16 protein-coding genes are annotated in these 13,119 nt (G+C 70.2%); 8 read left to right on the top strand and 8 right to left on the bottom strand.

Going from position 1 to position 13,119, the window contains the following annotated elements:
- Nucleotides 1–15 precede the first annotated feature (15 nt).
- The 3 genes from xseA (at nt 16) to ABN611_RS20335 (ending at nt 2,140) form a co-directional block, all read left to right on the top strand.
- A complete protein-coding gene (gene xseA / locus ABN611_RS20345) occupies nt 16–1,233 on the top strand; it encodes an exodeoxyribonuclease VII large subunit (protein ID WP_350281481.1) in 1,218 nt (405 codons plus the stop codon).
- A 17-nt stretch (nt 1,234–1,250) separates the two neighbouring features.
- Nucleotides 1,251–1,445 carry an exodeoxyribonuclease VII small subunit gene (locus ABN611_RS20340; protein WP_350281661.1) on the top strand — a complete coding sequence of 65 codons (195 nt, stop codon included), beginning with the start codon at nt 1,251–1,253 and terminating at the stop codon, nt 1,443–1,445.
- A gap of 68 nt (nt 1,446–1,513) precedes the next feature.
- Nucleotides 1,514–2,140, top strand: a complete 627-nt coding sequence (locus tag ABN611_RS20335; protein WP_350281480.1) for a GNAT family N-acetyltransferase — start codon at nt 1,514–1,516, stop codon at nt 2,138–2,140.
- Here the strand turns inward: ABN611_RS20335 and ABN611_RS20330 are convergent.
- The 5 genes from ABN611_RS20330 to ABN611_RS20310 are packed head-to-tail and all read right to left on the bottom strand — an operon-like array spanning nt 2,115 to nt 7,126.
- The gene (locus ABN611_RS20330) at nt 2,115–2,987 is read right to left on the bottom strand and encodes a carbohydrate ABC transporter permease (protein ID WP_350281479.1); all 873 of its coding nucleotides are present in this window, start codon (nt 2,985–2,987) and stop codon (nt 2,115–2,117) included. The two genes, ABN611_RS20335 and ABN611_RS20330, sit on opposite strands and share 26 nt — an antisense overlap.
- Nucleotides 2,984–3,955 carry a sugar ABC transporter permease gene (locus ABN611_RS20325; protein ID WP_350281478.1) on the bottom strand — a complete coding sequence of 324 codons (972 nt, stop codon included), beginning with the start codon at nt 3,953–3,955 and terminating at the stop codon, nt 2,984–2,986. The genes ABN611_RS20330 and ABN611_RS20325 overlap by 4 nt, the downstream gene beginning before the upstream one ends.
- Complete coding sequence (locus ABN611_RS20320; RefSeq protein WP_350281477.1) at nt 3,952–5,022, bottom strand: ATP-binding cassette domain-containing protein; 1,071 nt, start codon at nt 5,020–5,022, stop codon at nt 3,952–3,954. The genes ABN611_RS20325 and ABN611_RS20320 overlap by 4 nt, the downstream gene beginning before the upstream one ends.
- A gap of 10 nt (nt 5,023–5,032) precedes the next feature.
- Nucleotides 5,033–6,433 (bottom strand): ABC transporter substrate-binding protein, encoded by a 1,401-nt coding sequence (locus ABN611_RS20315; RefSeq protein WP_350281476.1) that lies wholly within the window; start codon nt 6,431–6,433, stop codon nt 5,033–5,035.
- 57 nt (nt 6,434–6,490) lie between these two features.
- Entirely contained in the window at nt 6,491–7,126 is a 636-nt protein-coding gene (locus ABN611_RS20310) for a helix-turn-helix domain-containing protein (RefSeq protein WP_350281475.1), read from the bottom strand.
- 40 nt (nt 7,127–7,166) lie between these two features.
- Between ABN611_RS20310 and ABN611_RS20305 the strand changes: the two genes are divergently transcribed.
- Complete coding sequence (locus tag ABN611_RS20305) at nt 7,167–7,790, top strand: flavodoxin domain-containing protein (protein ID WP_350281474.1); 624 nt, start codon at nt 7,167–7,169, stop codon at nt 7,788–7,790.
- Nucleotides 7,790–8,110, top strand: coding sequence for a multidrug efflux SMR transporter (locus ABN611_RS20300; protein WP_350281473.1), 321 nt, complete (start codon nt 7,790–7,792; stop codon nt 8,108–8,110). Before ABN611_RS20305 ends, ABN611_RS20300 begins: the two co-directional genes overlap by 1 nt.
- 21 nt (nt 8,111–8,131) lie before the next feature.
- Here ABN611_RS20300 and ABN611_RS20295 read toward each other — a convergent pair whose 3' ends face one another.
- Entirely contained in the window at nt 8,132–8,803 is a 672-nt protein-coding gene (locus ABN611_RS20295) for an NTP transferase domain-containing protein (protein ID WP_350281472.1), read from the bottom strand.
- Nucleotides 8,804–8,978: 175 nt separating this feature from the next.
- A complete protein-coding gene (locus tag ABN611_RS20290) occupies nt 8,979–9,647 on the bottom strand; it encodes a DUF4245 domain-containing protein (protein ID WP_350281471.1) in 669 nt (222 codons plus the stop codon).
- Nucleotides 9,648–9,796: 149 nt separating this feature from the next.
- Here ABN611_RS20290 and glpX point away from each other — a divergent pair, with 149 nt between their 5' ends.
- The 3 genes from glpX to ABN611_RS20275 all read left to right on the top strand — a co-directional run bounded on the left by glpX (nt 9,797) and on the right by ABN611_RS20275 (nt 12,346).
- Nucleotides 9,797–10,831 carry a class II fructose-bisphosphatase gene (gene glpX, locus ABN611_RS20285; protein WP_350281470.1) on the top strand — a complete coding sequence of 345 codons (1,035 nt, stop codon included), beginning with the start codon at nt 9,797–9,799 and terminating at the stop codon, nt 10,829–10,831.
- 100 nt (nt 10,832–10,931) lie between these two features.
- Nucleotides 10,932–11,873: a carbohydrate kinase gene (locus ABN611_RS20280; protein ID WP_350281469.1), complete on the top strand. Its 942-nt coding sequence runs from the start codon at nt 10,932–10,934 to the stop codon at nt 11,871–11,873.
- Between the two features lie 2 nt (nt 11,874–11,875).
- Nucleotides 11,876–12,346 carry a hypothetical protein gene (locus tag ABN611_RS20275; RefSeq protein WP_350281468.1) on the top strand — a complete coding sequence of 157 codons (471 nt, stop codon included), beginning with the start codon at nt 11,876–11,878 and terminating at the stop codon, nt 12,344–12,346.
- Here ABN611_RS20275 and ABN611_RS20270 read toward each other — a convergent pair.
- Nucleotides 12,343–13,011: an FCD domain-containing protein gene (locus ABN611_RS20270; RefSeq protein WP_350281467.1), complete on the bottom strand. Its 669-nt coding sequence runs from the start codon at nt 13,009–13,011 to the stop codon at nt 12,343–12,345. The genes ABN611_RS20275 and ABN611_RS20270 overlap by 4 nt on opposite strands.
- Between the last annotated feature and the right edge of the window lie 108 nt (nt 13,012–13,119).

The raw sequence follows: 13,119 nt of genomic DNA, 5'->3' as shown, positions 1-13,119 counted from the left end.
TCGTAGGGTCTGGGGGTGGCTTTGGAGACGTCGCCGGAAGCGCCCGCGGCCGTTCGGACCATCGCGAACGGGATCGCGAGCTGGATCAACCAGCTGGGTTCCGTGTGGGTCGAGGGGCAGCTGACGGACGTCTCGATCGGGCGCGGTACGACGACCGTGTTCGGGACGCTGCGGGACACCGACGCCGACATCTCGCTGCGGTTCACCTGCAACCGGCGGGTGTTCGAGGCGGTCGACGTCCGCGACGGCTCCCGGGTCCTGGTGCACGCCAAGCCGAACTTCTTCGCCCGCCGCGGCACGCTCGCGCTCGCGGTGAGCGAGATCCGGCACGTCGGGATCGGCGAGCTGCTGGCCCGGATCGAGCGGCTGAAACAGCTGCTCGCGGCCGAGGGCCTCTTCGAGTCGTACCGCAAGCAGAAGCTGCCGTTCCTGCCGCACACGATCGGCCTGATCTGCGGGCGCGACTCCGCGGCCGAGCGCGACGTCCTGGAGAACGCGAAGCGCCGCTGGCCGGCCGTCGCGTTCCGGGTCGAGTACGCGTCGGTCCAGGGCCCGTCGGCGGCCGGCGAGGTGATGACCGCGCTGCGGAAGCTGGACGCCGACGAGTCGGTCGAGGTGATCGTGATCGCCCGCGGCGGCGGCTCGCTCGAGGACCTGCTGCCGTTCTCCGACGAGGGCCTGATCCGCGCGGTGTCGAAGACGAGCACGCCGGTGGTGAGCGCGATCGGCCACGAGCCGGACTCGCCGCTGCTGGACCTGGTCGCGGACCTGCGCGCGTCGACCCCGACCGACGCGGCGAAGCGGATCGTGCCGGACGTGCGCGAGGAGCTGGACGGCGTTCGGGTACTGCGGGAGCGCGGCACGCGCGCGATCCGCTCCTGGCTCGACCGCGAATCGCACGCGCTGGCGGCGATCCGTTCGCGGCCGGCGCTGGCGGCTCCGGTCGCGGACCTGCAGCGGCGGTCCGACGAGGTCACGGCGCTTGTCGAGCGCAACCGTCGTACGCTCACCCACCGGCTCGACCGCGCGAGCGACGACATCACGCACCGGCTGGCGAGTGTCCGGGCGCTGTCCCCGAAGGCGACGCTCGAGCGCGGGTACTCCGTGCTCCAGCTGGCGGACGGGACCGCGGTCCGGGAGGTGGCGCAGGTTGCGCCGGGCGACCTGCTGCAGGCGCGGGTCAGCGACGGCCGCTTCGCGGTCGAAGTCAAGACGACCGAGGAGAACAAGTGAGCGGCGACCGACCGGAGATGACGTACGAGCAGGCCCGCGAGGAGCTCGTCGAGGTGGTCCGCAAACTCGAGGCCGGCGGCACCAGCCTCGAGGAATCCCTCGCCCTGTGGGAGCGCGGCGAAGAACTGGCCGCCACCTGCCAGCGCTGGCTGGACGGCGCCCGCGAACGCCTGGCCAAAGCCCAGGCCGCCCAGGAACAGAAGCCCAACTGACCCGCTCCGGCCAACTCCCACCGGAGGAGCCAATTCGCCAGCCCCAACCGGACGAGCCAGTTCGCCAGGTGTCGCCGCACCGGCCGGCAGTTCGCCCGGCGCGACTGGCAGTTCGCCCGGCGCGGCCGGGGGATCTGCTCGGGGCTGCCGAGGCACGAGTCGCCAGCTGGCGAGCCGCCTTCACCGGCCTGGTCCCCCAGGACTTCCTGGACGCGATGGACCCAGCGGCGATCGCGTCCTCCTGGACGGAGAGCATCGCCGCCGGCCGATCACGCCTGTACATCGCCCTCACCACCGACCCACACCAGCCGCAGCGCCGTGATCGCCCCACCGACCCACACCACCCGGAGCGCCAGCCGGAACGGCGTGGTCGGGGTGTCGAGCGGGTTGTTGGGTACGTCAGTGTCGGGCCGGAGCGGGATCCGGGGGCTCCGCCGGATACCGGTGAGCTCTACGCGCTCTTCGTGCATCCCGACCACTGGGGCGTCGGCGTCGGGCGGGCGCTGGCCGATGCTGCGTGCGCTGACCTCCGCGCGGCGGGCTGCACGACAGTCAACCTCTGGGTGCTCGAGGCAAATACCCGCGCCCGCCGGTTCTACGCGAAGTACAGCTTCGAGGACACCGGCGACCGCGGCCGCTCCTCGCTGAACGAGCTTCCGGAGATCAGGCTCAGCCTTTCACAGCGCCCATCGTGAAGCCGGCGATGAAGCGTTCCAGGAACAGGTTGAAGATCAGCGCGATCGGCACCGCGATCAGGATCGTGGCCGCCTGCAACGACTGCCAGAAGAACACGTCACCCCGAACCAGCGCCGTCGGTACGCCGGTACTGATCGGCTTCTCCGCCGACGGCGAGACGAACGCCAGCGCGTAGATGAACTCGCTCGCGGTGAGCGTGAACGCGAACACCACCACCGCCACCACCCCGGGAAACATCAGCGGTACGACGGTCCGCACGAACGCCCCGAGCCGGCTGTAGCCGTCGACCATCGCCTGTTCCTCGATGTCCTTCGGGATCGACCGCAGGAACCCGATCAACAGCCACACCGACACCGGGATCGTGATCGTCGGGTACACGAGCACGAGCGACCACGTACTGTCCTGGAGCCCGGCGGCCACCACCACGCGCGACAACGACAGGAACAGCAGGGTCGGCGGCACCAGATAGACGAAGAAGATCGCGATCGCCATCGGCCCTGACCACGGGCGGTCCAGCCGGGCCAGGCTGTACGCGGCGGGCAGCCCGAGCCCGAGGGTGATCGCGGTGACGAGCAGTCCGACCCACACCGTGTTCCACACGAAGGTCGGAAACTCCGTACTGCTGAACAGATAGTCGACATGCTCGCTGGTAGGCGTCAGGTTGAACAGGAACGGGTTGTTGCTGCGCCGATACAGGTCCCGGTTCTCCTTGAAGGCGGTGATCCCGGCCCAGACGAAAGGCCCGGCCGCGCCGAGCGCAGCCAGAATCGCCAGCAGATACACAAGAACACGAGACGCGACATGCCGCCGGCGCGCGCGCCGCCGCAGTACGTCGATCCCACTCATGACACGTCCATCCGTCGTACCGCCCGCAGAATCGCGATCGCGGCGGCGAGCAGCAGCGGGAACAGGAACAGCGCGACCGCCGCGCCCTGGCCGACGTCGCCGCCCTCGATGCCGCGGAAGAACGCCCAGCTCGCCAGCACCTGCGTCGAGTTCGTCGGGCCGCCGCGGGTCAGCACGTAGACGACCGCCATGTCGGTGAAGGTCAGGATCGCGCCGAACAGCGCCGCGACCGCGATCACCGGCATCGTCAGCGGAATCGTGATCTCGAACATCCGCCGCCAGAAGCCGGCGCCGTCCACCGAGGCCGCTTCCTGGACGTCCTTCGGGATCGCGACCAGGCCGGCCATCAGGATCACCGCCGACAACGGGACCAGTCGCCAGACGTGGACGAGGATGACGGAGCCGATCGCCAGGTCGGGCTTGCCCAGCCAGTACATGTTGGTGTCGATGGCACCCAGCTCTCGCAGGACCCAGTCGATCGGCGAGAACACCGAGTCCAGCAACCAGAGCCAGGCGATGGTGGACAGCGCCACCGGCGTGGTCCAGGGCAGCAGGACCAGGAAGCGGACCAGCCACTTGCCGCGGAAGTCGGCGATCAGGATGTTGGCGAGCACCTTGCCCAGGACGACGATCAGCAGCATCGAGACGACGGTGAAGACGATCGTGTTCCGCAGCGACCGCCAGAACACCGGATCGTCGAAGATGTCCTGGTAGTTGCGCAGGCCGGCCCAGTCGAAGCTCGGATCCCCGGCGGTCACGTCGCTGAAACTGAACGCGATGGCGAGGAAGAACGGGATCGCCACCAGCGCGACGATGTACGCGACCGACGGCAGCAGGAACACCCAGGCCAGCAGATCGTCCCGGTCGGCGAACCGCCGCCGTACCCGCGGCTCGGCCGGCGGCGACGCTGTACGCCGCTCCTCGGCCACCTCGTGCCGTTGCGGCGGGATCAGCGCCGGATCGGTCATGATCCGGTCCGCACCGACACCGGGTCGGTTCGCTCACCGCTGTCGGCGTCGAAGAACCGCAACCGGTCCGCGTGTACGGCGAATTCGTGGTCCTCGCCCGGTTCGACCGGTGTCGTCACCGTGGCGGGCAGGCGCGCGATCACGCGAGTCTCGGCGCCCAGCCCGCGGATGACGCCGTACAGATGCCTGTCGCCCGACAGGTGCTCGACCCGGTCGACCTGGAACGGAACGACCAGCCGGTCCTCGCCGTGCACCAGCGATTGCGGCAGCAGATGCTCGGGCCGGAAGCCGACGAGTACGCCGTCGCGCGGGACCAGGTTCATCGGCGGCGACCCGAGGAACGTGGCGACGAAGGTGTCCGCCGGGTCGTCGTACACCTCGACCGGCGGGCCGAGCTGGCGGATCCGGCCGGCGTACATGACCGCGATCCGGTCGCCCAGTCCCATGGCCTCGACCTGGTCGTGCGTGACGTAGATCGTGGTGGTCCGGACCCGGCGCTGGAACCGTTTGAGTTCGTCGCGGGCGCTCGCCCGCAGCTTGGCGTCGAGGTTGGACAGCGGCTCGTCGAGCAGGAACGCGCTGGGTTCGCGGACCAGCGCGCGAGCCAGCGCGACCCGCTGCCGCTCGCCTCCGGACAGCTGCCGGGGCCGCCGGTCGAGCAGCGGCCCGATCCCCAGCAGCTCGGCGGCCCACTCGGTCTTCTCCGCCCGGGCCGCCTTGTCGACGCCCTGCGCCTTGAGCGGGAAGACGATGTTGGCGCGGACCGTCTTGTGCGGGTACAACGCGTAGCTCTGGAACACCATCGCGACCCGCCGGGCCCGCGGCGGCAGCTCGTTCACCACCTGACCGCCGATCCGCACCTCGCCGTCAGTCGGTTGCTCGAGGCCCGCGATCGTCCGCAACAGGGTGGTCTTGCCGCACCCCGACGGCCCGAGCAGGACCAGGTACTCGCCCTCGGTGGTGGCCAGGTCCACGCCGTCCACCGCGGATACCCGGCCGTGCGCGCCGCGACGGGCGCGGCCGCCCTCGAAGACCTTGCGCAGTCCACGGACCTCGACCACCGCCACGCGAACTCACCTACGCTCCGCCGACCAGACCACGCTTGCGCCACTTGTCGAAGATCGGCTTGATCTGCCGCTCGGCGTCCTGGACCGCGGCCGCCGGGGACAGCTCGCCCCGGGCGGCCTTGGCGTACATGTTCGGGACCACGAAGGTCGAGAACACCTCCCCCATCGCAGCGTTCTCCGGTCCCGGGTGGCTCACGTTGACGCTCCACTCCTGGGCGTTCTTCAGTACGGCGAGCTTGTTCGCCGGCTGCGCGCCGAACGGGTCGTTCTCAAGCCAGCTGTTCAGCTGCGGCACCAGCGCGGGGAACGCCGGCAGGTCGTAGAGCTTGGAGTGGTACGCGACCTGGGCGGAGTTCGCCGTGTAGTGCAGCAGGAACTCCTTGGCCGCGTCGACGTTGCGCGCATGGTTCGGGACGATCCAGTTGTACATCACGTGCTGCGCGTGGACGGCGGCCTTCGGCCCGTTCAGCGCCTTCAGGAAGTAGATGTCATCGGCAACTTCCGGGTTGGCCTCCTGCGCGGTACGCCAGGCGGAGATGGAGTTGACGATGTACGACATCTGGCCGGCGATCAGCCCCTGGTTGTTGGACGCCGGGTTCCAGGAGAACACCTCGTTCGTCATCGTGTCCTTGAACAGCCGCTGCATGAACTCCACGGCCTGGACGGTCTCGGGCGAGTTGATCACGACGGCTTCGTTCTCGTCCTGCACCGACGCCCCGAACGCCCACAGCAGCGCCCGGCCGACCATGTTGGAGTCGATCTCCTGGGACATCCCGAGGCCCATCTGAACCTTCTGGTTCTTCTTGATCTCGGCGCCGCCCTTGAGCAGGTCGTCCCAGGTGGCCGGTCCGTCCGGCAGACCGACCGACTCCCACAGGCTCTTGCGGTAGTTGCCGGGATCCGGCGCCCAGGCGGGCGCGTAGGCGTAGTGCTTGCCGGTGGTGCTGTTCAGGCTGGACTTCACGCACAGCTCCAGCTGCTCGCCGTGCCGCTTCGCGGCCTCCTCGGCGACGTCCTTGAGGTCGACCACGCTCGGCTCGAACTGGGACAGCGGCGCGATGTACTGGATCAGGTCGTGACCCTGTCCGGCCTGGATCTCGGCGGCGGTCCGGGCCACGATCTCGGTGTTGTTGATGTGGTCGACTGTGACGTTCACGCCGACCTGCTTGCCCCACTCCTTCGCGAACGGGTCGAACCACTTGTCGTGGCTCGGCACGAAATGGCTCCACACCAGGATCTTCAGGTCCCCGGACAGCTTCGACGCCGGCGAGGCCATGGTGGGGCTCGGCGCGGGTACGGTCGCCTCCGGCGGACCCGCGTCGTCCCCGGCGTCGCCACAGGCCGCGGCGGTCGTGGCCACGGCGGTCAGCCATAACAGGCTCCGGCGAGAGATACGGCTCGGCTCGTCCATCGCGCACCTCCAGCGCGAGACTCTTCCGTCCAGCCTGTTCTCGCCGATCCTGACTCGTCAACCGGTTGCCGGTCGCAGGATGGTCTCGGCGGCCGCGCGCAGCCCGGTTTTCAGTCGGTCCAGCGCGAAACCACCGCTCCGGAGAGCGTGGTGGAGGTCGGCCGCGAGCGGAGCCAGCAGCAGGTGGCCGGTGTAGTCGGCATCGAGCTCCGGCCGGGCTTCTTCGATCAGGATCGACAGGTGCCGATGCCAGAGGTGGTACGAGCCGATGCGGTAGCGGGCGCCGTCGGACGCGTTCTCGCTGTCCATGAAGAGTTCGACGTGCCGGTCGAGCAGGTCGAGGTACGCGTCCAGGAAGGCCGTCACCCGTACCACCGGCGGCGCACCGGGGCCTAGCGGCGGCGGGCCGCTGATGATCCTGGCCTGCAGCTCCTGTTCGCGCTCGTCGAGCAGTGCGACCGCCAGGCCGGCGCGGTCGCCGAAGCGGCGGAACACGGTGCCTTTGCCGACGCCCGCCTCGGCGGCGATCGCGTCCAGGGAGACGTTCTTCACGCCGTGCTCGGTGAAGAGGCGCTCGGCCGCCTCCAGGACGCGCAGGCGGTTGCGCCGGGCGTCGGCTCGTTCCGGGCGCGGTTCACCCACGACCGGCAGCGCCCGTTGTGAAGCGGACTGCGGTCCGGTACTGTCGTTCATAAGACGGACTGTAGTCCGCTAAAGACTCAGGAGGAAGCACATGAGCACGGAGAAGACCAAGTCCGCGGCTGACGGGGTGGTGCGGGTGGCGGTCGCGTACCACTCGGGGTACGGGCACACGGCCAAGCAGGCCGAGGCGGTCGCGGCGGGTGCGGCGTCGGTGCCGGGAACCACGACCGACCTGGTGCCGCTCGACGAGCTGACCGAAGATGTGTGGGAGCGGCTGACCGCCGCGGACGCGATCGTGTTCGGCGCGCCGACGTACATGGGGAGCCCGAGCTGGGTGTTCAAGAAGTTCGCCGAGGAGAGCGTGCGGATCTGGGCGGCCGACCTCGCCTGGCGGGACAAGATCGCGGCCGGGTTCACGAACTCGAAGGCGATGTCCGGCGACAAGCTGAACAGCCTCGTCGACCTGGCCGTGTTCGCGGCGCAGCACGGGATGATCTGGGTCGGCCTGGACATCTACCCGGGCTGGGCGGAGAGCACCGCGAGCATCGAGGACCTCAACCGGCTCGGGAGTTGGCTGGGCGCGATGGCGCAGTCGGACGCGGACCTGTCCGCGGAGAAGGCGCCGCCGGCGACGGATCTCCGGACGGCGGCCGCACTCGGCGCACGGGTCGCGACGGTGACGCACCGGCACCGGCGAGGAGCGCTGGCGGCCTGATGGCATGGCTCGTACTGCTCGCCGCCGCGGCGTTCGAGATCGCGTTCGCGCTCAGCCTGAAACCGAGCGAGGGCTTCAGCCGGCTGTGGCCGACGGTCGGCGTGCTCGTGTTCGGCGTGATCTCGGTCGCCCTGCTCGCGAAGACACTCGATCGCCTCCCGGTCGGGACGGCGTACGCGATCTGGACCGGCGTCGGCTCGGTGGGCGTGGTGACGCTGGGCATCCTCGTGTTCGACGAGCCGGTCACGCCCGCCCGGCTGGCGTGTATCGCCCTGATCGTCACCGGCGTCATCGGTCTCCGACTGGTCGGCGCGGACTGACGCCCAAGCCGGCGGGAGTTGTCAGGTCGTCGTGCGCCGGCGGTGCCGGGGCCGGGGTACGACGGGAAGGGAGTGCGGGTCGAGCGGGAGATTGTCGACCAGGACGGGGCCGCCGGCGAGCGGCCGGCGGCGGTCGGCCTCCTGGTACGGCAACCCCGCGCCGGCCCGGGGCGGGATGTTGCCGATGGCATCGACCTTGGTGACCGGGTGGGTGCCTTCGTGGATCGGGTTCCAGAGGTCGGCGTCGCTGCGCAGGCCGCGGAGCTCGCCGAACAGCTCACGGCCGAACCAGCACGGGTGGCTGTCGCCGTCGTCGTACCGGCAGACGCCGATCGGGGTACGGACCTCGGCGACCAGCGACCAGACCGCGGCCGAGGTGACCCCGGGCTGGTCGCCGAGCAGTACGACGATGCCGTCCGCGCGCCGGTCGACCGCGTCCAGTGCCGGGACGATCGACGCGCTGCCGGTGTCGGCGTGCGGCGACTCGACCACGCGGACGCCGTCGAGGTCGATCCGGTCGTGGATCTGCTCGGACGCGCTGCCCAGCGTCACGACCAACTGGTCGAACCCGCACTCCCGGGCCCCGTCCAGCGCCGCGCCGAGCACCGTGCCGCCGTCGTAGGACCGCAACTGCCAGGGAGCACCGTGCTGCGGCGCGCTGTCAGCACCCAGCAGCAGACCGGTGACGAACATGGGCGATCAACTCCCCGCCCGGGACGGCGCGACCATTCGACGACCCTTTCCGCTGGTCCCCGAGCGTGCGCAAGCCGAGCCTCGATGGAACCCCGGGCCGGCGGCAGGTGTCAACGACCGTCCGGAAAGTGGGCGGAAACGCCCGGAAATTGGTCACCACGACTCACGGAAAACGTTATCGCAGCGTCGCAGCGAACGTTTCGAGCGCCGGATATCCGGCATTTCCGGCGACGATCGTGGTGACTCCGGAACCCACCAGGATCAACGCGTTCTCGTCCTTGCGGTCCAGCAGCACCTTGCGCTGCCAGGTCACCCCGGCGACCGTCGAGGTGCCGTCGTCCGACGTTTTCCCGAGCTTGTCGGACACGAATTTCCCGGTCGTCACATTCGACTGCTCGAGGCCGACGTACTTCTTCTCGCTGGTGACGATGCCGAGGTGCCAGGTGACCGGTTCCTGCTGCGGCGCCCGGAACTCCACACTGGTCGCGGTCCAGCCGGACGGCATCGGCTCCGGGCCGCGCACCCAGGGCGCCGCCTTCCGGGCGTCCTGCAGCTGGGCGGTGTACTCGACCGGGCGGATCTTCTCTTCCTTCGGCCGCCAGGTCACGACGACCAGGAACGCGACCACGACCAGGCAGATCAGCAGCGCGAACACCATGTTCCCGACGGTCTGCGACTTCCGCTTGTCCCGCCGGTACGCCTGCCGGTACTCGTGCGCCTCGGCCTGCACCTGCGCCCGCTCCCGCGCCTTCTCCTGCGCCCGCTCCTGCGCGCTGTCCAGCGCCGTGTCCCGCGCGCTGCCCTGCGCGCTGTCCCCGGAAGCGTCCTGACCTGTGGAACTCATGGGCCCAGTGTCTCGCGAGGCCCAATCCGCCCGAACACCGGTCATGGGCGTTGGCTACGATCCGTTGGCATGAGCGAGCGCAGCGAGCGAACAAAAAGCAGAGCCGATCTATCGCTCGTGCTGGAGCCGAGCGCCAGCGAGGCGGAAGCATGAGCGATCCGACCCAGCCGCCGGCCCATCTGGAGGTCGAGGCGCACGCGCCCGACCGGAACCTCGCCCTGGAACTGGTCCGGGTCACCGAGGCCGCGGCGATGGCGGCGGGCCGCTGGGTCGGGCGCGGCGACAAGAACGGCGCCGACGGCGCGGCCGTGAACGCCATGCGGACGCTGATCGGCACCGTCGGCATGAACGGCGTGGTGGTGATCGGCGAGGGCGAGAAGGACAACGCCCCGATGCTCTACAACGGCGAGCGGGTGGGTTCCGGCGAGGGCCCCGAGTGCGACGTCGCGGTCGACCCGGTCGACGGGACGACGCTGGTCTCGAAGGGCATGGCCAACGGCATCGCGGTGATGGCGGTCGCGCCGCGGAACTCGATGTACGACCCGTCCGCGGTCTTCTACATGGAGAAGCTCGTGGTCGGCCCGGAGGCGGCCGAGGTGGTCGACATCCGGCTCCCGGTCGCGGAGAACATCCGCCGGGTCGCGAAGGCGAAGGGCTCGACGGTCGACGACGTCACCGTCGTACTGCTGGACCGGCCGCGGCACGAGGAGCTGGCCCGGCAGATCCGGGCGACCGGGGCGCGGATCAAGTTCATCTCCGACGGCGACGTGGCCGGCGCGGTCGAGGCGGCGCGGCCCGACACCGGCCTGGACATGCTGCTCGGCATCGGCGGTACGCCGGAGGGCATCATCGCAGCCTGCGCGATGAAGTGCCTGGGCGGCAAGATCCAGGGCAAGCTCTGGCCGCGCGACGACGAGGAGCGGCAGAAGGCCGTCGACGCGGGCCACGACCTGGACCGGGTGCTCGACACCGACGACCTGGTCAGCGGTGACGACTGCTTCTTCGTCGCGACCGGCATCACCGACGGCGAACTGCTCCGCGGCGTCCGCTACGGCCGCTCGACCGCGCGCACCCACTCACTGGTGATGCGCTCGCGCAGCGGCACCATCCGCTCGATCGAGAGCGTCCACCAGCTGGAGAAGCTCCGCGCCTACTCCACCATCGACTTCGAGCACGCCCGGTGACAGTGCTTTTGGCCGGGCCTTCGGCACCGGCGTGGTCACGGGGCTGTGACTCCCGGCCTTCCCTCGTCGCTCCGCTCCTCAGTCCAGGCCGGGAGGCCCCGTGACCGTTCCTGTTCTTGTTATCGGCGAGGCACTCGTGGACATCGTCGGTACGGCGAAACCGCGCAACGGCAACGGCAAGAGCACCGCGACACCGGGCGGCTCGCCCGCGAACGTCGCGGTCGGCCTGGCGCGCCTCGGCGTACCCACCGAACTGGTCACCCGCTTCGGTACCGACCCGTACGGCGACCAGCTCGGCGCGCACCTGTTCGGGAACGGGGTGCAGCTCGCGCCCGGCTCCGTCGACCCGAACTTCCGGACCAGTACGGCGACCGCGACGCTGGACGCGGCGGGCGTGGCGACGTACCAGTTCGACATCAGCTGGGAGCCGCCAGCGCTGTCGCTGTCGCGCGGCTGCCCCGCGATCCACACCGGGTCGATCGCGACCGTGCTCGAGCCGGGCGCGGCGGCGATCCTCGGGTTCCTGGAGTCGGTCGCCGACCAGCCCGTCACCGTGACCCTGGACCCGAACGCGCGGCCCAGCATCACGCCCGACCCGGTCTCGACGTGGGCCGCCGTACGGAAGCTGGCGGCGTTGAGTGATCTGGTGAAGCTGAGCGACGAGGACTGCGAGTTCCTCCGTCCCGGCCTGTCGCCGGTGCAGATCGCCGAGGAGCTGCTGACCGTCGAGCGGACGCAGTGCGTGGTGATCACCCGCGGCGGCAACGGTGCGCTCGGGGTCAGCCGGGACGCGCAGGTCGACGTGACCGCGCCGGCGATCGAGGTCGTCGACACCGTCGGCGCGGGCGACTCGTTCATGTCGGCGCTGATCGCCGGCCTGGAGCAGCGCGGGCTGCTCGGTGAGCAACGGCTCGCCGGGCTGACCTCCGACCAGCTGCACGACATCGTGGACTACGCGGTGAAGGCGGCGGCGATCACCTGTACCCGGCACGGCGCCGACCCGCCGACCGCGGCCGAGCACGCGGCGAAGTGGGGTTCGTAGGGGTGTCCTCCGAAGCGTGGACCGCCGAGCTGGAGTCCAAGGGCAGCGTGGACTTCCGCCCGCGCCGCGGCCGGCTGGTGGTGCGGCTGGCCGGGTTCGGCCTGCTGATGGTGCTGTCCGCCTGGACGAACTTCGATCATCTGCGCGCGGACGGCATCTCCGGCACACTCGGCGTACTGCGGCTGACCGCGCTCGCCGCCTTCGTCTACGGCACCGGGCTCACCGCGTGGCAGCTGATCACGAGCAGCCCGGTCATCACCGTGGACGCGCAGGGCATCACTCGCGGCCGCAGCCTGCGCTGGTCCGGGATCACCAGCATCGGCGAGCCGTCGGGCTGGCCGCTGGCGCGCGCCGTCCAGGTCAACCCCGCGGACCGGCGCACCCGGCCGATCTCGATCCCGCAGGACCACGTCGAGGACCTCGACGCCCTCGCACCGTGGCTGCGCTCACTGCATGAGCGGTACCGCGACTAGCTGACCGAGCTGCGCATCGCGCTCAAGTGTTCGCGGGCGCGGGTGGCGGCCAGCTCGGCGTCCTTCGCCCGGATCGCGTCCGCGATCGCCTCGTGCGCGGCCTGGTCGTTGCGGTACCGGTGCTCGTCGTCCAGCTTAAGCATGTCGACCATCGCCCGCCGGATCCGCGGTACGAACGTGTCGAACAGCTCGGTCAGTACGGCGTTGTGCGCCGCCGTCACGACCGCGCGGTGGAACGCGAGGTCGGCCTCGATGTACCAGTCGTCGGGCGCCTTCTCCGCCGCGCGCTTGCGGTCCGCCAGCGTGTAGCGGAAGTTCTTGAGGTCCGCCGGCGTACGACGGGACGCCGCCAGCCGCGCGCCCTCGGTCTCGATCGCCAGCCGCCCCTCGAGGACGTCGGTGATGTCCGCCTTCCGCAGGACCTTGTCCCAGTCCTCCGCGGCCTGCAACGCGATCACGAACACACCCGCGCCCTGCCGGCTCTCCAGCACCCGGCGGCCGGCGAGCTCGCGCACCGCCTCGCGGATCGTCGACCGGCCGACGCCGAGCTGCGCGGCCAGCGTGGTCTCGCCCGGGAGCTTCGAACCGAGCGTCCACTCGCCGCTGCCGATCCGGCGGAGCAGCTCCTCGGCGGCCTGCTCGGCGAGCGGGTGACGGCGAATCATGCGGGACATTCTAGGGCTGGACCGCAGGTACTCAGGTTGTCAGCTTGTCTGAGGAGTTGATAGCGTGCTCGGCATGCGCTCGCTTCCGGGTCTCCTCCTCCTTCGCCG

Origin of the sequence: Kribbella sp. HUAS MG21 (assembly GCF_040254265.1) — a bacterium.
Taxonomy (GTDB): Bacteria; Actinomycetota; Actinomycetes; order Propionibacteriales; family Kribbellaceae; genus Kribbella.
This window is presented reverse-complemented; position numbering and strand designations above follow the sequence as displayed.